The 18697-nt window shown below is 42.9% G+C and carries 16 protein-coding genes and 1 pseudogene; 7 read left to right on the top strand and 10 right to left on the bottom strand.

The features are described 5' to 3' along the window. Nucleotides 1–461 precede the first annotated feature (461 nt). Nucleotides 462–701 (top strand): hypothetical protein, encoded by a 240-nt coding sequence (locus ADHAQ_RS0101255; RefSeq protein WP_026461382.1) that lies wholly within the window; start codon nucleotides 462–464, stop codon nucleotides 699–701. 257 nt (nucleotides 702–958) lie between these two features. Here the strand turns inward: ADHAQ_RS0101255 and ADHAQ_RS0101260 are convergent, their stop codons facing one another. Further along, on the bottom strand, nucleotides 959–2065 hold the full coding sequence (locus tag ADHAQ_RS0101260) for an MBL fold metallo-hydrolase (protein WP_034256461.1): 1107 nt from the start codon (nucleotides 2063–2065) through the stop codon (nucleotides 959–961). 220 nt (nucleotides 2066–2285) lie between these two features. On the opposite strand from ADHAQ_RS0101260, the gene ADHAQ_RS0101265 reads away from it, so the two are divergent. From ADHAQ_RS0101265 to ADHAQ_RS0101275, 3 genes are all read left to right on the top strand, one after another. Continuing rightward, complete coding sequence (locus ADHAQ_RS0101265; protein WP_026461384.1) at nucleotides 2286–2711, top strand: MarR family winged helix-turn-helix transcriptional regulator; 426 nt, start codon at nucleotides 2286–2288, stop codon at nucleotides 2709–2711. A gap of 100 nt (nucleotides 2712–2811) precedes the next feature. Then, the gene (locus tag ADHAQ_RS0101270) at nucleotides 2812–3645 is read left to right on the top strand and encodes an SDR family NAD(P)-dependent oxidoreductase (protein ID WP_026461385.1); all 834 of its coding nucleotides are present in this window, start codon (nucleotides 2812–2814) and stop codon (nucleotides 3643–3645) included. A 291-nt stretch (nucleotides 3646–3936) separates the two neighbouring features. Beyond that, on the top strand, nucleotides 3937–4527 hold the full coding sequence (locus ADHAQ_RS0101275) for a glutathione peroxidase (RefSeq protein ID WP_026461386.1): 591 nt from the start codon (nucleotides 3937–3939) through the stop codon (nucleotides 4525–4527). A 263-nt stretch (nucleotides 4528–4790) separates the two neighbouring features. Here the strand turns inward: ADHAQ_RS0101275 and ADHAQ_RS0101280 are convergent, their stop codons facing one another. The 4 genes from ADHAQ_RS0101280 to ADHAQ_RS0101295 form a co-directional block, all read right to left on the bottom strand. Then, on the bottom strand, nucleotides 4791–5498 hold the full coding sequence (locus tag ADHAQ_RS0101280) for a hypothetical protein (RefSeq protein WP_026461387.1): 708 nt from the start codon (nucleotides 5496–5498) through the stop codon (nucleotides 4791–4793). Between the two features lie 354 nt (nucleotides 5499–5852). Continuing rightward, a complete protein-coding gene (locus ADHAQ_RS0101285) occupies nucleotides 5853–6722 on the bottom strand; it encodes a T9SS type A sorting domain-containing protein (RefSeq protein ID WP_157433311.1) in 870 nt (289 codons plus the stop codon). A gap of 207 nt (nucleotides 6723–6929) precedes the next feature. Then, nucleotides 6930–7580 carry a hypothetical protein gene (locus ADHAQ_RS0101290; protein WP_026461389.1) on the bottom strand — a complete coding sequence of 217 codons (651 nt, stop codon included), beginning with the start codon at nucleotides 7578–7580 and terminating at the stop codon, nucleotides 6930–6932. Nucleotides 7581–7732: 152 nt separating this feature from the next. Continuing rightward, on the bottom strand, nucleotides 7733–8449 hold the full coding sequence (locus ADHAQ_RS0101295; protein WP_026461390.1) for a hypothetical protein: 717 nt from the start codon (nucleotides 8447–8449) through the stop codon (nucleotides 7733–7735). Nucleotides 8450–8610: 161 nt separating this feature from the next. Here ADHAQ_RS0101295 and ADHAQ_RS29010 point away from each other — a divergent pair. From ADHAQ_RS29010 to ADHAQ_RS0101305, 3 genes and pseudogenes are all read left to right on the top strand, one after another. Next, a pseudogene (locus ADHAQ_RS29010) lies at nucleotides 8611–8885 on the top strand (transposase); the annotation flags it as partial. A 154-nt stretch (nucleotides 8886–9039) separates the two neighbouring features. Continuing rightward, complete coding sequence (locus tag ADHAQ_RS0101300; protein WP_026461391.1) at nucleotides 9040–9564, top strand: RNA polymerase sigma factor; 525 nt, start codon at nucleotides 9040–9042, stop codon at nucleotides 9562–9564. An 18-nt stretch (nucleotides 9565–9582) separates the two neighbouring features. Then, nucleotides 9583–11154, top strand: coding sequence for an outer membrane beta-barrel protein (locus tag ADHAQ_RS0101305; protein ID WP_026461392.1), 1572 nt, complete (start codon nucleotides 9583–9585; stop codon nucleotides 11152–11154). A 348-nt stretch (nucleotides 11155–11502) separates the two neighbouring features. On the opposite strand, the gene ADHAQ_RS0101310 is transcribed toward ADHAQ_RS0101305, so the two are convergent. From ADHAQ_RS0101310 to ADHAQ_RS0101330, 5 genes are all read right to left on the bottom strand, one after another. Next, nucleotides 11503–12459: an aldo/keto reductase gene (locus ADHAQ_RS0101310; RefSeq protein ID WP_026461393.1), complete on the bottom strand. Its 957-nt coding sequence runs from the start codon at nucleotides 12457–12459 to the stop codon at nucleotides 11503–11505. A gap of 418 nt (nucleotides 12460–12877) precedes the next feature. Further along, entirely contained in the window at nucleotides 12878–13135 is a 258-nt protein-coding gene (locus tag ADHAQ_RS0101315) for a hypothetical protein (RefSeq protein WP_026461394.1), read from the bottom strand. Between the two features lie 42 nt (nucleotides 13136–13177). Beyond that, nucleotides 13178–14470 carry a TolC family protein gene (locus ADHAQ_RS0101320; protein WP_034256463.1) on the bottom strand — a complete coding sequence of 431 codons (1293 nt, stop codon included), beginning with the start codon at nucleotides 14468–14470 and terminating at the stop codon, nucleotides 13178–13180. 16 nt (nucleotides 14471–14486) lie between these two features. Beyond that, nucleotides 14487–17597, bottom strand: coding sequence for an efflux RND transporter permease subunit (locus ADHAQ_RS0101325; RefSeq protein WP_026461396.1), 3111 nt, complete (start codon nucleotides 17595–17597; stop codon nucleotides 14487–14489). Nucleotides 17598–17616: 19 nt separating this feature from the next. Then, nucleotides 17617–18681 (bottom strand): efflux RND transporter periplasmic adaptor subunit, encoded by a 1065-nt coding sequence (locus ADHAQ_RS0101330; RefSeq protein ID WP_034256465.1) that lies wholly within the window; start codon nucleotides 18679–18681, stop codon nucleotides 17617–17619. Nucleotides 18682–18697: the final 16 nt, after the last annotated feature.

Here is an 18697-nt window from a genome sequence, read left to right on the forward strand (position 1 = left end):
GGGATGTTAAGGGAACTCTTTATTTTTGATTCAAATATATAATTAAAAATATATTTTATTTAATTTTTACTGGAAACAGCCAGGTTTTTTTGATTATTCTATTTTTTATACGTTCGTATAAAGTTATCGATATAGTATTAAATAAGGTACAGATAAAAGAATGTAGCCAGGCGGGTTACCTTTTTTTATTTATATTAACCCTATGAAGATAGATAAGCAGAAGTTGAAACGGACATTAATTCAAAAAAGAATAAACAAATTAAGCCCTTAGTTTATTTATTCTTTCTATACATTTGAATACCATTTAGATAAAAATGATTCTTTACCAAAATTAAGTTACCTTTGAATATGATCCAAGTACAGATATTTTATCAGTTATTTGGCATAATACCGTAGAATATTTATAGCCTTAACTAAAAGAAACACTAAAAATAATAATAGAATTTATTCGGAATTATGATGTGAAAAACCTTTTAATTGATGCCAGTAAAACCACCATTGACCCTACACTGGATGAAGCCGAATACGAGTCTATAGTAACCTCCTTTGCACAAGCCTTGGCAAAGACCCGTCTACAAAAATCCGCCCGGGTGGTTTCTAAGAACCAAGCACGCGAGACAAAAGCAAAGGAGTTATCCGCTGAGGTTGTGAAGGCAACTCAATTAAATATTCATAACCAAAATTTCCCTACTAGATCCTAGGCTTTAGAATGGCCTTTTGCTAAATAAATTCCAAGACCATTTTCTTTTGGTTTTCCAGTTTGCTTTTGTTGAGTAGTAATTTAATGCGCTGCACTTTTAGTTTTTATTGCGGGCAACCAGCCCGGAAAAGCAGAGCCTTTGACAAAGAAGCAGCAGACAAGCCAACTTTATCTGGCTTTTGATAAGGTTATAGCCTCCATTCCCAGGCAAGGGAGCTTTCAACTAACACTGCCATTTAAGGGAAAAGTGGCTGGAACCTACTGAATATTTTCCCACCAGAAACCGGCATTTGAAACGGCTTCATTTAAAATGACCTTATCTCCAATCAGGGGATGCAACACTGGCAGGTTGATTTTACGAGCCTCCTCTGTCAGGCGGATGATAGGTTCATTCCAGGCATGATTCGAAAGTGAAAATTTCCCCCAATGCCCGGGGAATATCATTTTCGCCTGAAGGTCCACTGCAGCCTGCACCACCTCTTCAGGCATCATATGAATATATTTCCAGCTTTTATCATATTGGCCGTTTTCCAGTATTACAAGGTCAAAAGGTCCAAACTGTTCTCCTATGCTTTTAAAGTGTGTATCATAACCGGAGTCTCCTCCCAGGTATATTTTTTTGGTGGGTGTATTGAGGATGAATGACATCCATAAAGAAGTATTTCTTTGCAAGCCCCTCCCGGAAAAATGCCGGGCAGGAGCCGTATTCACCCTGAATCCACCTCCCAGCAATATCTCTTCATTCCAGTCGCTTTCGGTAATTTTTGCCGTGCTGTATCCCCATCGCTCCAGGTGGGCACCAACGCCAAGACCAGCGAACACATGCATTACCCTGTCTTTCAAGACCTTCATAGTTTCAAAATCCAGGTGATCCCAATGGTCGTGGGTAATAAAGAGGTAATCTATTTCCGGAAAATCCTCGGTGGTATATACGTCGCTTCCGTTAAAACTGCGGGTAGTGAATTTTACGGGTGAGGCACTTCCGCTCAGGACAGGATCAACCAGTATTTTTTTTCCCTCCAGCTGCATAAAATAAGAGGAGTGGCCGAACCACACCAGGATATCTTCGGCCGGATCGAGTTGTAACAGATCAACCTTTCTGCTTGGCAAACTACCGGAAGGCACCCTGCCTGCCCGGTCGCCAAAAACAAACTCCTTCATCATGGAAAAGTAGCTGGAGCCTTCCGTGAGCATAGGGGTAGGACTTAAATTCCGGAACTGACCATTTTTATAATTGAGTGACTGCTGTATCCGGGCCAACCTTTCCCCTGAAGGCACTTTCCCAAACTGGGGCTGTTGCATGAAAAGATAAACCACCCCTACCAGCACACTAAGGATACCTGCAATAATTCCTATGATACTCATTCGTTATAGTATATTCTAATAAACCTGGAGGGTTTCTTTAACCCCGGCACCAGCCAATTGCAGCAGATAATCACTCAGCTAAGCAGCAACAGTACCAACATTCAGAGTTCCTGGCAGACTGCAAGGTAGTACAGAAAAATTAAAACCTGATCGGTTTTATAAAATTAAATTTTGCACAATTTAATTTTATAAAATTTAATTGCAATATATTTACAGGCAAATGGAAAAGCTATTAATTAGAAATCAGCTGTGCTTTAAGTTTTATGCTTTTTCAAGGCACATTACAACTCTGTACAAACCATTACTGGCAGAGCTAGGACTTACCTATCCGCAATACCTGGTAATGCTGGTGTTATGGGAAAAGGAACAGACAACTGTTAAAGTCCTGGGTGAACAATTAATGCTCGATAGCGGAACGCTTACCCCTCTGTTAAAACGATTAGCACAAAAGGGCCTGCTCAACAGAAGCAGAAGCACTACTGATGAGCGCGTTGTGGAAATCAGCCTGACAACCGAAGGAAGAAAAATAAAGCAGAAAGCCTCCTGCATCCCAGACCAATTGATGCAGGCAGTGAATACAGAATCTTCCGATCTTCCTCAGTTGCACGCTATCCTCAGTAAGATGATAGATCAAATACAGGAATAAGTCCAGAAACCAACTCACTGGCACGACCCGTTGCATGAGTTGTGATTTTAAAAACTAAAATCAATTATCGCGTATTGAGGGTACCGATAAGAAATTAAGCATGAACAACGAACTTAAAGATACAACGATCGTTATTACCGGCGGCAGCTCAGGAATAGGTGCCGCCGCTGCCAGGATATTGGCTAAAAAAGGAGCGAATCTGGTGATTACCGGTCGCTCTGCCGATACTAAAATAATCGCCACTGAACTGGGCTGCGATTATTACCTGGTAAATTATTCCAGCTTCTCTGATGTAAGCCGCTTTGCACAGGAATTGCTAAATAAATATCCTAAAATCGATTTTCTGGTCAATAATATTGGAGGCATTATCGCCGATAGGCGCATCACAGAAGATGGCCATGAAATGACATTGCAGGTAAATCATCTCTCCGGCTTTCTGCTCACCCAACTGCTGCAGGAACGCCTGGAAGAATCGAAAGCAATTGTAATCAATACTTCCAGTTATGCCAATGTTGTTGGTAAAATCAACTTTAACGACCTGGAGAATCAAAAGAATTACAGCGCCATGAAAGCCTACGGAACTGCCAAGTTAATGAACATCCTCCATGCCATGGAAATCAACAGGCGCTTTAAAGGCGTTCGGGCGACATCTTTCCATCCCGGTGTTGTTAGAACAGGCTTCGCCCGGGAAGGAAGCAGCCTGGCTAAGTGGTTTTATAATTCAATGCTTAAGAATTTATTTATGATTTCTCCTGAAAAAGGAGCCGATACCCTTATCTGGTTCATTACCGGAGAACAGGCCTGGAGAGAGGGAGAATACTATTATAAAAAAAGGCCGGGCAGAAAGAATCCTCAGGCCAACAACGACAACGCACAAAAGCTCTGGGATAAGTCTGTACAACTTACAAATAATTTTACAGCCCATACCCTTTAAATTCCAACCAGGCATCGCCATGAGCCAGACCTTAAAGTCTTTCTACCATGTTAACTTTCTCCACGGCTTTTTCGAATACCTTTCTTAGTTACTTGCTTTCCACAAAGGCCTTCTAAAGCCTGAAAAACTAAAGGACTAAGTGGAAACAGCTGTAGCGGCGACTAAAAATTGATTTAACCATAACCCGACACTGACCATAGAATTGAAGAACTCGGTTCGGGAAAAACAGGCTACTCAGGAAACATATACCCAATTAACTGGGTGCTTAAATACATTTTTAAAAATATAATTATGACATTCAAACAACTTATCTTAAAAAAGCTTTACCCACTGATCATGCGCTTAACCAAGAATGTGGGTGGAAAAGGCTCTATCCTGAACAACCAGCAAGGCACCAGGCCTAAAGTGCCTTTTTACCAGCTCAGGAGTACTCAAAACAACGGTCAGCCACTAGATTTCAGCGAGTTTAAAAACAAGAAGGTACTATTGGTAAATACCGCCTCTAATTGCGGTTATACCGGGCAGTATGAAGAGCTGCAACAGCTGCACGAACAATTAAAGGACAAGCTGGTGATCGTGGGCTTTCCGTCCAATGACTTTAAGGAACAGGAAAAAAACAATGACAGCGATATTGCCCGGTTCTGCCAGCTAAATTATGGCGTTAGCTTTCCTCTGGTAAAGAAAAGCAGCGTGGTAAAAAGTAAAGAGCAGAATCCCATATACCAATGGCTTACCCATTCCGAGCAAAATGGATGGAATGTCCAGGAGCCCGAATGGAATTTCAGTAAATACCTGATCGATGAAAACGGGGTACTAACCCATTACTTCGGCCCGGCCGTTTCTCCCTTAAGCCAGGAGGTGGTAAAGGCTTTAGAAGCATGACCTCTACTCCCTTGTTGACTGCTCAACCGGGCCCGCTGCCAGCCATCTAGGCTGGGCTATTTTCTCATTTTAGCCTTTCCTATTTTAATATGAACGCGGGAATTAAGCAGCAATACTAGCAGAGTTAGATGTGAACAGCCAGACTGAAACTGGCCAGTTAGTATGAAAAGGTAAATGAGGCGAACACACCCTCTAAAAATTAATTTGGTTTAGCACTGATTATTTATTTTTAGCGGTTGCAGCTTTTGAAAAGCTTTCAGAAATCATCTCTTACTGATAGTATAAACAAAGGCAACCTGGATGCTGGGAACATAAGCATTTTCCCGGTACACGTCCTTCAGGTAAACATCCACTCTTTCGCTAAGTGTAGGAAGTGCCGGTGAAAGTGAACTGTTGGACCTTACATTCATACTCATGCCCAGTTCTAAATGGATTTCCGTATTTTTGAGGTTTATAGGAATACGGTTTCCATATAATACCCCTAATTGCAACAAATTTGATTTTAATGTAGATAATGATGGGTTTCGATTGAATGGACTTGTTGGAAACCGTATACCTGTTGCAAGTTCAATCAACTTATTTTGTGTTTCCTTTCCAGTTAAACTAATCTGCTGCAGAAACCCGCCAACATAATTTTTTTTAAAATTGTAATTAATACCTGCTTCTAAAACAAGCCCAGATTCAAAGGCGTTGTCAATCATCAGCACTACATCTTTTTCAGCTCCGAGTTGCTTCATTGAAAAAAGGATGATAGAAGAATGTGGCTCTGTAAGAACCCCAAATTGAAAATTTGCAGAAAGTCTTTTAGAAACTCGAACTTCATAGCCAATACCAAATTGGATCGGCACTTCTACAAGTGATTTAAAATAATGCTGCACACTGTCCGTTCTCTGTTGGGCAGCTGTTTCTGAAAACGGTAAAAACAATAATAAACCATAAAATACTGTTAAGAATTGCAAAAGCTTCCTCATTTATTAAAATCTTTAGCCACTACTGTCCGAACCCAATAGTGCTCCTGGCTATCCCTACCATGGCCTGCGGCTTTTTCCTCTCGCCCAAGGAATGGCGGCAGCCAAAGATTATTTCGCCCGTATAAAAGCCGAGCGGAAAATAGGTGCTAAATAAGATAGTTTAGAATATATCTGGAGTCTAAATAGATTCCGTATTATGGTGCGTTTTCTCATCGATATTTTCTAAAAAATTAATGGCGAAGCTAAAGTAGCTATGCGATAACCAAGCAGAGAACTACCACCGTTAATGCATTAGCAAAGTATATTCTGGCGAAATTTTAATTCCATCTTGTATTCTCACCCAAATGCTTATCATCATTGGATAAGAAGTTTGCCTATATTCTTTACGTGGTTTTTTTTCAACAAACTCAACAGATACACCCCGGGTGGCAGCACTGTCGGTAACAATACCTGACCTTGGCTACTTACCGGAACTGTTCCGCGGTTCCTTCCCTGCATATCGATTAATTGGGCCTTGCTGTACCCTGGCGGCACCTCTTTTATAATGATTTTTCCGGAGGCGCTTGCCGGATTCGGAAAAACAGAAATAGTAGAAGGGGATTGGGTCTCGTCAGAGATACTGGTAATCAAACAACTTGCCTTGGTTTTCACTACTACCGTGTCTCTGGCGTTACAACCTAAGGGGTCTGTTACCTTAACCCAATAAGAGCCGGGTTGGCCTACTTTTATAGATTGGCTTTTAGCGCCCGTTGACCATTGGTAGGTGGCATTAGGCAAAAATGCCTCTAGGGTTAAACTGTCGCCAGGGCATAATTCGGTTCCATTGGGCGTATTAATAGTAGCTGTCAAAGCAGTACTTGTAATAATAACGGTATTGGGCGATGCACTGCCTATAACCGCCGGGTTGTTGGAAACAACACGTATCCGGTAAAGGAAACCGAATTGTGCATTTTTGGGCAGGGTAGCCATAATAAGGCCCACGTTAAAATTTGTAGTTCCAATATTTACCGGATTAGTAAACTGTCCCCACTTGTTAGAGAGTTGGGCAGTGAAAGTGTTTCCAAACCTAGGGAAAGTGCCCTTGGTGGCGAACCTGACAATAACCTGCGAACCGGCACATGTCCCGGTTTGCAGTACAGAGTCGGTGCTGATGGTAATCTGGGCAAAGGAACTATAGCTAAGCACCAACGAAAGAAATAGGAAAAGTGTAAATTTTTTGTTCATAAACCTAATACCTGAAAGCAAACCAAAGTGCTTGTTTACATTCCTTTTTTTGCGCTGCAAACAACCATGGAGGAACCCTGCGTTTGCAATTTTAGCACCTCGTAGCACTGCTACACTGCTAAAAAATCCCTGCCTAGAGCCTTTTCCTGGCCGTTTTCGCTGGTAAAAGTCAACTGTAAACAAGCTCTAAATGTTTTTGTGAGAGGTTTATTTAATTGTGTAATTGGTAAGGGTTTCTGATTGGTTTACAATTTTGCTACCCTGCAGAGACAGGTTGAAATTACTTTGCACCAGTCCTACTTTGTCTGCGTAATAGAAATCGCCCCCACCTAACGAACCAATAGTAGGTATGGAAACATTTAACCGCACCCGTATTACCTTTGTGAATATCTTATTATTTACCGTAAGCGTAGTGTCCTTGGTTTTTATGGCATAATTTAAATCCGCTGTTAGCGGAATAGGGATAGAGGGAATACTAATAGGCAAAGATGATTTCCAGGTCGCTTTTACGGGTTGGTTATCTTTCAGATAAAGCTCTGAGAAGCCATTAGGCGCTAATCCCGGAATAACGGTTAATTGGTAATACTCATTCGCACTTTTTAAACGGTACCTGTTCTGTCCGTCGGTGCTGGTAAATACTTTGAAGGTCTTGCCAGAAGCGGTAGTGTCTTTGTTGGTAGCCGTTAGCGTGTAGGAAGTCCCCAGGCTGGTTTGGTAGGACCAGGTGCTCCCCGCTGTCATGGGCATGTAATTAGGCTCCGACTTAGGCTCTGGCTTAGGCTCAGTATCAGAAGCATTCTTCTCACATGAAGCAAGAAAAAACAGGGCAAGAATCAAGGATGTCAAATTTATTTTCATTTTTATTGGTTTTTATAAGTAGAGACCCATTTATGGGCAGGGTTAAGTGTGAAATAAGTTAAGGATGCGTTTTAGCGTTTTTTCAGGAAATAAGCTCATTCGAGCTTGTTGTTCATGCTTTGGTAGAGCTATCAGTCCGGTGATATATAATTTTATAAGCGAATGGTGTATGATTTTCCGTTGTTTAGCATAAGGGTAGCTGTATTATTGCCATTAAAGGTTACTTGCCCCTGGTAGCGAGATGGTTTTTTTTGCTCAATTTCTATGTTGAGATGAACGACACCTGATTTGATCTTCCTTGTCTTTTTATCCATGACAATATTAGTAGAATTTAATATTGTTTTTCCTTTGATAAAAGGTTGGTCTTTAAAGGCGGATGTATAACTTCCTTCCTGCACTGCCTGTTTAATGAAATACTCCGTTGAAGAGGCTTCTAAACCAGACACTTCAAATGCAGATGTAGTTTTGCCTGCAGAAGCAAGCATTATTCCGTCAAAACCGGAAGCGCCGCTGGAGCTGAAATTCACCTTTGAAGGCTGCTTATTAACACAGGTAAGGTTCCAGTTCAGTTTTAAATCATAGGAAGAGGAACCAGTAAGGCCTGAATAGCGCTTGGCTAACGTTGTATCCTTTTTGGCTCCACAGTTTTCTGGGGTAAGGAACCGGTCAAGAATATTAATAGAATTATCAAAGTGGGTTAAGAGACCCCCTCTTTCAAAAGTAAGCGCCTGTTTTGTCATTTCTACGGCTACGTCTTCGGTAAAAGAAGGCTCTGGCGCTGGTTCTGAATTTTCTTTACATGATGTAGTAAAAAGGAAAATGAAAGCAGAGAAAAAGAAAAGAGAATTTAAGCTTTTAGGGGGTTTCATGTTTTTAATTTTTAAAGTTTTATTGTTTTTGATTTAAAGTTTGATTGTCTAAACTGATAGATGTAGAGAATTAAAAAATGGTTGGGTGAACAGGAAATATTTTTTTAGACTGTAGGCAGAGAAGTACAATGGCCTGATTTTTCTTAAAGTAATTTAGGGCACAGGCGCTCTTCCTGGACGGCATTCACCTGATAAATAACATCAGTAATAATATGAGGAACTGCCTGATGGAGTTGAAAGATAAAATCCTGGTGTAAGCGGACCTTTAAAGGATGAACACAAGAATATCTGCCAGATTAAGCACTCCGGACATCGGTGCATCGCCAGTTTTCTCTCTAACCTTATCTCAGGATTGTTTGCCTACTGCTTTTTCCCAAAGAAACCGGCTATAAGTTCCCAACAGAGTATGCTCACCAAGTGGGCTTCTTTTATTTAATCGGACTCAGGTTACTAGGTATTTTAGCATGCACCTGATTTAAATTCACTATTTTTCCCAGGGCACCCAACCAAAACTCCTGGTTAAGCATCTATAACAATAACTACTTGCAACCTATACGAACTATAAATACTTTCACGGGTAATAATTTTTTTTGGAATCAGAACTGATAGAAGGCTGCCAAAATCGGGACCGGCAGAGCCAAAGTAAGCTCTACTCTTTATTGGCGCCCAAAATGTTAGTAGTGTGCCTGCGCTATACCAAAAGCAGGGAAGAAGCTGAAGAAGTTTTACAAAAGGGATTTCTAATTGTATTTCAGAAGATTTCACTTTTCCGCTTTGAAGGTTCATTAGAAGGTTGGGTGAGGAAAATAATGGTTAACTGCGCACTTCAGGAAGTAAGGGCTAAATCGCCGATGCAGTACCAAACCCTTCAAACGCTACCAGATATCGAGGATAAGGAGTATATTTTACCGGAAATAAGCGCTAAAGAATTGATTGCATTGATACAGAAATTACCGCCTATGTATCGTGCCGTTTTCAATCTTTATGTTTTTGAAGGAATGAAGCATAAGGAAATTGCATCTCTCCTGAATATTTCAGAAGGTACGTCTAAATCAAATTTATCGGATGCAAAGAAGATACTGCAGAAAACGGTTATGCGGCAAAATAAGGTGTAAAACAAAACATTCGCCAGTATGAGTAAAAAATCTTTAAATGATCTTGAAAGTCTCTTTAGAGAAAAAATAGAAGAGTATCAGGAGTTACCTTCTGACAAGACGTGGCAAGAAATAGAAAGTAAGTTAGACAGAGACCCCTATACTATAGGAAAGGATAATAGCTTTCCTAAAAAATGGACTCTTCTTTCAGTTTTATTTATTATCGGGTTGGTAGGCTGCTTTATTTACTATTACCCCAATTTAAACGCTGAGCGTAGGCAAGCAAACAGCAGCAAAGCTGCGCAAAATCAAATTGGTAAGACCATGCCTGGCAACGTTGCTTTGTCTACGGAACAATCTGTCCAAGAAGTAGTAGCATCTGCCAATAATAAAAACAAGAAAGTAGCCGGAAAGAGTAATGTTGCAGAAATTAGTCTAGGTGAGCTTAGCAGAAACAACAGCGAGTTAGATAGTGAGGCAATAAAAAAAGAAGAAAGAAAGCTGAATGATAAAAGAAAGCAGCCTTATAAAGTAAATGCCTTGCCTGCTAAAAAAAGAAAAATCAGGTCATTTAGCCTGGCCATAAGAAAGAAAAAGGCTTTGAGTATTTTTTCTGAAATAGACACAGAAAATGGAAATAAAAAGGCTAATGCAAATGCTGATTCATTTTCTAAAGGCAACAGCATTTTGGGGGAACAGCCAGGTAAGATGCCTATAGATTCTTTAGGAGAGAAAAACAACTATGCGTTAAAGCCTTTACCCCAACAGAACATAAATAGCCCGATAGAAAAAGCAGATACCATAGAGGCTTTTTCAAGTAATAAAATGCCCTCTGCAGATACCATAGCTGAAAAATTTGCTTTTAAGCAGAAGGACTTGGTGTTTAAACGCCACTTTTCTATTGCCGCAGTTTATGCGCCTAATAAAATCGATAATAAACTAGAACAAGGTGTACAACGGTATAAAGAAGATGATAAGAATGTAATCGAGCAGCAGGAAACAATTAAAAGCTCATTTGTTTATGGCGTATTGGCAGAATATAAGTTCAGAGAACATTGGGCTATCCAAAGTGGCTTGAAGGTTTCTTCAACTACAACCTCTATTCAATCAAAAAATATATTTGCGCGGCCGGAGCTTGCTACCATAACAAGTATTCTTAGCTATAAATATAACTCCACGGCAGGGTTTACTTATATACCAAATATAAGCGGAGTGCTACTTGCGCTAGGTGACAGTGTGAAAACATTACCATCAGTAAGCAAAGTAAATTATGCGGTCGTGCCTTTGACCTTACAGTATTCAACTATGGGGCGTTTGTTTTTCACAGGCTCAGCTGGTGTTAACATTAATTTACTCACTCGTGCCACATTAGATACAGAAACAGACTTCTTTGGTTTCAGGTTCGCTAGAACGTACAGTTTGCAAGGTTTAAAAAAGAGCTATTTTTCTGGCAGCCTTGGGCTGGGTATAGGCTATAATGTGTCTGAAAAAATATCTGTATTCTTTTCACCGGCCCAAACCTTTTCTTTTGGACCAGTGAATGAAAATACGCCTGTAAAAAAATATGAACGGACCATAGGTTACCAGGCCATACTTCGTTACAGGCTTTAACCTTTGTTATACTACTATAAAAATCTTATTAAAGAAAGAAGCTACATCTGTCAGTAAAAATCTGGGGCAAATGCTGTTGAAAAGTTCAACAGCATTTGCCCGGCGATAAAAGATAATTACTGGCTTTTGTCATGTCAGCCTAGAGCTCACTTACCTGCGGAAGGTCGACGGGCATCCCTTTAAAGACGGTGACGTTGGCAAGGGATCCAGTTTGAAATAGCTTTTATCAATTTAGAACTTTAGGTTTAAAATGTTTTCGCAAACAGTTTTACCTTCCTAATCATTTGGAAGTTAAAAACTCTAAACAGCTTCGCGTTGAATAAGAGGAGTAAATTAACATATTTACTTTTAATATCTTTCTCCGGCCGCTGAATCGGGCGGAAAGATGCTGTCAATTTCGGATACTTCTGCTGGACTTAAATTTACTTCCACAGACTTCACGTTTTCTTCCAAATATTTCCGGCGTTTGGTTCCCGGTATGGGCACCAGCTCTTCTCCTTTAGCCAATACCCAAGCTAAGGCTAATTGCGAAGGCGAAATGCCTTTGTCTTTTGCCAGTTGCTCAACCTTTTTTACGATGTCCAGGTTCTTTTGGAAATTTTCCCCCATAAACCTTGGATTAAACCTCCGGAAATCCCCTTCTTCAAAATCATCCGGGCTTTTAATCGCGCCGGTTAAAAACCCCCGGCCTAACGGGCTATATGGCACAAATCCTATTCCTAAACGCCGCGTAGTTTCCAGTACGCCATTGGTTTCTACATCTCTCGTCCACAAGGAATATTCGGTTTGCACCGCAGTGATGGGATGGGTTCGGTGGGCTCTTTCTATGAGGGCTGGTTCCGCTTCCGAAATACCCAGGAAACGCACCTTTCCTTGCTTTACCAGCTCGCTCATCGCGCCAATGGTATCTTCTATGGGCACCTTGGGGTCCATCCGATGCTGGTAATACAGGTCAATGGTTTCTATGCCCAACCGCTTTAAACTCCCTTCTGCCGATTTGAAGACCGTTTCAGGCCTGCCATCAATAACAGCCCCCTCTGGACCCCACATCACGCCAAATTTGGTGGCGATAAAAATGCCATCGCGCTTGCCTTTTATCGCCTGTCCCAGCAACTCTTCGTTAGTATATGGGCCATACAATTCGGCGGTGTCTAAAAAATTGACACCCAATTCCAGTGCCCGGTGGATGGTGGCCACCGATTCTTCGGTGTTATCCCGGTCGCCGTAAAAGGCACTCATGCCCATTAGTCCCAGGCCAATTTCTGATACCTCAGGTCCGTTTTTTCCTAATGTCCTTTTTCTCATCCTTGTTTTTTAAATAGTTTAAAAAATTTGTTAATCGCTTCGTTATAAGTTCAAATAGACTATTTAGAGCGATTGGTCATCCAACGTAATATACTGTTTATCATGTTAGTTGTTTTATTAAGCTTAAATGTAGTCTAATAGAAACGGACAGGTAAGGTAGGAAAAGAAAAAAAGTTAAATTGTACTACTATAAAACGCTTTAATATGTCCAAAATTCCATAAATAACCGCAAAAGCAACTACTAAAATTTTACCTGTTGTCTGGTTAAACTTAGGACTGACTAAACAATCTTAAAAAGCAAGAGGCGGCATTACAATCTACTTTGGGATTCAACTAAACTATTATACTATGACGTGCCAGTCCCAGAGTAAAAAATACCAGCTATGAATAGTACAGGCATAAGCATATATTAGGTTTATCAGGCTGCTTTATCCTGTATATTGCTTTGGGCAAGGATCAACTCAATGAAGGCTTCTACCGTAAGTTGCAATGGAATGCAATTTTCCCGGATTTCTACTGCGTGTTTCCATTCTAATTCGTTTAAAAACCAGTTTATATCTTGCGTAGTTAAGTTAAGGTTTTTTAAGGTTATTTTCTTTACATGATTGAAATCGGCGGGAATAGTCCATTCAGTTTTCATTAGCTGAAAAGTATCTTTGGCAGTAATATTTAACATAGTGAGTGGCATTTTGAAATAAGTAAAAAGAATTTAAATGGTTTATTTTATCTTTCCGTTTAAACTTCCGGTGAAATACTGGTAAACAGTTGCTTTAAGCTGAAAATTAGCATAAGCATTAACATGCGCACTGGATGCCTCCTGGTAAGAAGTCTGGGCGCCCATTAATTCAGTAATTCCGATCAGGCCGCTGGCGTAATTATCCTGGCTTACTTTAAGATTTTCCTGGGCAAGTTCCAGGTTTTCCTTCGCAAACAGAATCTCTTTCCGGACATCGGTCAGGTCATACCAGGCTTTGGTGATGCCTACTTTCAACTGGTTTTGGGCCGATACAAAATTATGTTGGGCTTTTTGTTCGCTGATGGCGCGTTTTTTCATATTCTGCTTTCCCTGGCCCCACCAATCCGAAATAGGTACACTTACTGTTCCCATCGCTATCGGCATGAAACTATTGCCCAGGCCACTATCCACACTTCCGATTTGGGCCGCATTCACACCAAACGATACGGCAGGCAGTAAATCGGCCCGGGTTAGTTTGGTTTGTAGTTTTTCCGCTTCCAGACTTTTTTGCAGCAGCCGGTAATAATCATTCTCCGTTAAGGAAGTATCCGGAACCGTAGCGGCCAAAGCAGGCACCAAGGTAGTTATAAACGTATCCTGCATTACTAAAAGTGAATCGTACGGAAGTCCCACGTACACGCAGAAGTCCAGTAAGGCCAGTTTCTTTCCGTTTTCAAGCTTGCTTTTGTTCAGCAGTAATCTACTGCGCTGCACTTTTACTTTTAACTGGTCATTACGGGCAATCAGGCCGGAAGCCAATAAATCATTCTGCTGCTTCAGAATACCGTCTAATAGCTTTTCGTTTGCCACCAGGGTTTTGTGCTGTTCCTGAATGTTGACCAGATTCCAGTATTTTTGCTCTGTTACCAGCAAGACTGAATCCAGCGATTGTTTGGCCCTGATTTTATTTACTTCCAGTTGCAGGGCCGCCAGCTGATTAGCGGTTCTGATTTTACCGCCTACATACAGCGGTTGGGTAGCGCTGGCCCCGGCGAAATAAAAGTTGTTAATCCCCCGTTCCAGCAAAGGCGGCATGGCACCAATCAAATCCTTGAAACCATAGACACCCACCCCGGTCAAACTAACCGAGGGTAGATAAGCTGATTTAGCTGCTTTCACATCGGCTTCGGCCGAAGCAATATCTAACTTTCCGTTTTTAATGGCCGTGCTGTAGGCTAGAGCGGTCTGTTTACTTTTATCCAGAGTAATGGTATGCTCCTGGGCCTGCGCCAGTAAGGTCAGGCACATAAATATATTTATTAAAATAAGTCTCATAATGGGTATAATATAGTTAAATGGCGGGCACAGGGGTGACGTTATTCTCAGGGGCATGAGCATCTTCTTTGCGGAAAGCCAACCAGTACAAAGTAGGCAAGGCAAAAAGCGTCAGCAACATAGAAACCAGTAGCCCGAAGCAAATTACCGTGCCCAGCGGCCCCCACAGGGTTGAGCGGCTGACAATCATCGGGATAACGCCCACGGCGGCGGCCGAAGAAGTCAGGAAAATAGGCCGCATCCGGCGCTCCGCCGCTACCCGGGCCGCTTCTTTCACACTTAATCCTTCTTTTTCCCGGAGTTCATCGGCAAAGTCAATCAGAATAATACCGTTCCGGACTACAATACCGCACAAGGCCAGTAATCCTAAGAAAGAAGTAAAGCCAAAGGGGTATTGCATCAACATTAAGCCCACGGAAGCGCCCAGTATACTTAGGAACATGGTGGTCAGGCTAAGCACGGCGTGCTTGATGCGCTTGAAGTGCCAAACCAAAATCAGGAAAATAACGACTACGCTCATACCCAACGAAAGCCCCATGGGTAAAATATTTTCTTCCTGCATTTCCAGTTCGCCGCCATAGCTGATGCTCACGCCTTCGGGTACGTTTAAAGCTTTGATAGCGGGTTGAATGTGACCTAGGATGTTGTTGGCTACGGCATCTTTGGTCATGTCCATGCGCACCGTCAGGGTGCGAACCCCGTTGCGGCGTGCAATCTGGCCCTGGTGCCATTCGGGCGCAATTTGGGCTACCTGACGCAGCGGCACCACAGTTTGCGATTGCTGCACCGGAATCCGCAAGTCCAGCAAAGCATTAGTACTGCTTCTTACCGCTTCGCTGGTCTTTACTTTCACGTCTAACGGGTAGCTGGCTTCCCACACCTGGGTAGCCGGCAATCCCTGCATATTCATGGCCACGATGTTGGCCACATCTTCTTTGGTTAGTCCTAAACGCGCCGCTTCGTTGTGCTTCACCTCCAGCCGGATGCCTTCCTTCATTTCCTCATAATCTGTCCGGACCCAGGTAATGCCAAGCTGCTTTTTCCCTATTTCTGTTACCTGTTCACCTATATTTTTAAGCACCGCTATATCGTTGCCGGAAATGCGCACTTCAATGGGCGCCGGGGTGGGTACCATGGTAAGCTGTTTCATCCGGACATAGGCCGTTGGGAAAATATTGCTGTATTTGATTTCGTATTCCCCCAAAATTTCTTCGGTAGCTTCCTGGGTAGTGGTATTAATCAGTACTTGGGCATAGTTCTCGGCCGGCAGGTTGGGCGCATAAAGCGTGTGGAAACGGGGAGAAGCCGTACCGATAAAACTGGTATACGAAACAATGCGTTCGTCCTGGGCCATGATGTTTTCCATCTTTTTCACCACGTTGTCGGTTTGCGCCAGGTTATAGCCCTGCGGCAGGTAAATTTCCATGGCAAACTGGTTGCGCTCTACCTTCGGGAACAACTGCTGCGGCAAAAGCGCCATTAATATTGCTCCAATCACCACCGAAAGAACCGCGAAAAGGGTCGTTAAGACCGGATGATTGATGGCATTGCTGATGTGGCGGTCGAACACTTTTTGCACCCGGTCCAGCATAGATGGTTTCCCAGTAGGGGAGTTGCCGTGGTTTAGCCCTTTCTTAATGAACAAAGTATTAAAATACGGCACCAAAAGCATGGAAATAATCAGCGACAGCGATAAGGCGATAATAATAGTGAAGGGGAACATGCCCACAAAATCGGCCGCTACGCCTTCCATAAAAAACATGAGCGGGGCGAAGGTGGCGGCAATGGCCAGGGTGGCCGTAAATACAGACGGAAATAATTCAACGGCGCTGCTTTCGGCCGCCTTCCAAACCGATAAGCCGTGGTCGAGCTTTTCGACATGGTTGTCAATGACTACAATCGGGTCGTCTACCACAATTCCCAGCACAATAATAAGAGCCGCCAGCGTTACCGTGTTTAGTTCGTAGCCCAGCAGGTACATAATAGCGAGCGTCGCCGCAATGGTAATCGGAATAGTAGCTGCCGCTACCGAAGCTACCCGGAAAGGCAGGAGCAAGAGGGTCACAATAATTACCCCCACCAAGGCAAAGCCAAACTCCTGCATAAAGTGGGAAATAGACTCATCTACTACTTCCGGCTGGTTGGCCAGCCTGGTGATATGGATATCGGCAGGCTGTTTACTTTGTATTTGCTGCAGGCGCGCTTCTACTTCTTCCCCGAAATGCACAATATTGTTCCCAGTCGCCATTTCCATGGAGATAACAATGCATTTGGTGCCATTAGCGGTTACATACGATTCGGGGTCTTCGTATTCCCGTTTGATGGTGGCAATATCGCGCAGGCGAACCACATTGCCGTTGGCATTACTCTGGATAATCTGGTCGGCCAGGTCGGCTTCCGATTTAAAGAAGGACGTTAAATGAATAGGCCGGTCAATTACGTCGCCGTTCAGGCTGCCCGCCTGATTAATGGCGCCTTCCTTCTGCAAAGCCTGCATCAGCGAACCCGACGTTATGCCGTAATTAATCAGCTTGTTATTATCTACATAAATGCTGATTTGTTCGTTTAAGGCACCCACCCGGGTAATTCTGGCCAGGCTACCAATCCCCCGCAACTCATCCTCCATTTCCTCCACGTGTTTCTGTAAGTCTTTGTAAGGCCGGGTTTTGGATTCTACGGCCAGCAGTACCGCCGAGGTGCTGCCGAACTCACTGTTCACCACAAGGCCTAAAACCTCCTGGGGTAACTGAGCTTTTAGTAAAAGGGTCCCGTTTTTTAGCTTATTCCAGAAATCTTTGGTGTCACTGGCCTGTACCTGGGCGGCTACTTCCACGAAAATGTACATTATGCCATCACGGGAATAAGAATAGGTTTTGGTTTTATCTACTTCGTTAAAGCTAAAAAGGTATTCTTCTACTTTTTTGGTCAGTTGCTGTTCTACCTGCTCTGATGACGCTCCCGGATAAACACCCACAATTACGCCTTGCCGGATGGTGAAACTCGGAAATTCGTTGCGGGGCATATTAAAAAGGGCATAAATGCCCAAGGCTACCAACACTGTGGCAAGGGCAAGCGGGAGAGCCTTATACCGCATGGCCCATTCCACCATATTTCTATTTTCTTTCATAAATAAATCGGAAGGCTGTTTACCGCACAATTTGAATGGCGGTGCTGTCAGTTAATTTGTGATAACCGGAGGTGATAAGATTTTCGGAGCCCTGAAGCCCTTTGGTTACCCGGATGCCGTTGTTGTATAAAGTGCCGGTCTGGATGGTTTTACGCAACGCCATTTTGCCGTCGGCACTGGCAACGTACACATAATTTTGCCCGTTCACGTCTACCTGCACGGCTTCTACCGGCACAATCAGCTGGCCGGCAGTAGCCGTGGCGTTGCCGTCTGAGTTATTCTGAAAGGCTACATTGCAAACCATACCGGGCTTTAGCTCTTCACTGGGGTTGGGTAAACTAATTTTAACCGTATAATTGGGAGTACCAGCCGCGGCCAGTACGGCTACTTCGTCCACCGTTCCCTCTATTTGTTTATTGCCTAATGCTGGCACCGTTACTTGGGCTTTATCTCCTTTTTGGTACGTATTTATTTCGGCTTCCGGAATGGGTACAGCTACGCTGACGCGGGAAATATCCAGTATCTGCACCGCCGGTGCGCCGGGAGCCGCCAACGAACCGGCTTCTATTTTTTTAGCACCGATATACCCGCTTTGGGGGGCATAAAGTTTGGTATGGGCAATGTTCTGGTAAGTAGCCCGGGCCGCCGAACGAGCCTGGTCGTATTGCGATTTGGCTTCCAGCATCCTGATTTCGGCAATACTGCCTTTCCTGAAAACTTCTGCAATTCGTTTATAATTTTCCTCCGCCAATCTTACCTGGGCCATCTGAACTTCGTACTGGCTGCGGTAAGCGGTTTCATCTACGGTGGCAATAAGTTGTCCTTTTTTGACAAATTGCCCTTCTGCCACGGGTACGGAAGTTACATTGCCGGATACCAGGAAACTTAGTTGCACCACTTTGTTGGCCTGGATGGTACCGGTATATTCCAGGTGGCTGCCTTGGTTTTGGGCGTTCGCCAACGCCACTGTTTCTACCCGCACCGGTTCAATGGTCTTAACTTTTTCCTGATTCTTTTGACAAGCACTATTGAGCAAGCCAACTACAATTAAAATGGCTGCTAAGGGATTTTTCAGTAGTTTCATGTAATAAATATTTTTT

The organism is Adhaeribacter aquaticus DSM 16391, from assembly GCF_000473365.1.
Lineage (GTDB): Bacteria > Bacteroidota > Bacteroidia > Cytophagales > Hymenobacteraceae > Adhaeribacter > Adhaeribacter aquaticus.

Bases quoted from the DNA above. Each gene is read 5' to 3' on its own strand.
- ADHAQ_RS0101260 (WP_034256461.1), bottom strand. From the start codon at position 2,065: ATGAGTATCATAGGAATTATTGCAGGTATCCTTAGTGTGCTGGTAGGG.
- ADHAQ_RS0101265 (WP_026461384.1), top strand. From the start codon at position 2,286: ATGGAAAAGCTATTAATTAGAAATCAGCTGTGCTTTAAGTTTTATGCT.
- ADHAQ_RS0101270 (WP_026461385.1), top strand. From the start codon at position 2,812: ATGAACAACGAACTTAAAGATACAACGATCGTTATTACCGGCGGCAGC.
- ADHAQ_RS0101275 (WP_026461386.1), top strand. From the start codon at position 3,937: ATGACATTCAAACAACTTATCTTAAAAAAGCTTTACCCACTGATCATG.
- ADHAQ_RS0101280 (WP_026461387.1), bottom strand. From the start codon at position 5,498: ATGAGGAAGCTTTTGCAATTCTTAACAGTATTTTATGGTTTATTATTG.
- ADHAQ_RS0101285 (WP_157433311.1), bottom strand. From the start codon at position 6,722: ATGAACAAAAAATTTACACTTTTCCTATTTCTTTCGTTGGTGCTTAGC.
- ADHAQ_RS0101290 (WP_026461389.1), bottom strand. From the start codon at position 7,580: ATGAAAATAAATTTGACATCCTTGATTCTTGCCCTGTTTTTTCTTGCT.
- ADHAQ_RS0101295 (WP_026461390.1), bottom strand. From the start codon at position 8,449: ATGAAACCCCCTAAAAGCTTAAATTCTCTTTTCTTTTTCTCTGCTTTC.
- ADHAQ_RS0101305 (WP_026461392.1), top strand. From the start codon at position 9,583: ATGAGTAAAAAATCTTTAAATGATCTTGAAAGTCTCTTTAGAGAAAAA.
- ADHAQ_RS0101310 (WP_026461393.1), bottom strand. From the start codon at position 12,459: ATGAGAAAAAGGACATTAGGAAAAAACGGACCTGAGGTATCAGAAATT.
- ADHAQ_RS0101315 (WP_026461394.1), bottom strand. From the start codon at position 13,135: ATGTTAAATATTACTGCCAAAGATACTTTTCAGCTAATGAAAACTGAA.
- ADHAQ_RS0101320 (WP_034256463.1), bottom strand. From the start codon at position 14,470: ATGAGACTTATTTTAATAAATATATTTATGTGCCTGACCTTACTGGCG.
- ADHAQ_RS0101325 (WP_026461396.1), bottom strand. From the start codon at position 17,597: ATGAAAGAAAATAGAAATATGGTGGAATGGGCCATGCGGTATAAGGCT.
- ADHAQ_RS0101330 (WP_034256465.1), bottom strand. From the start codon at position 18,681: ATGAAACTACTGAAAAATCCCTTAGCAGCCATTTTAATTGTAGTTGGC.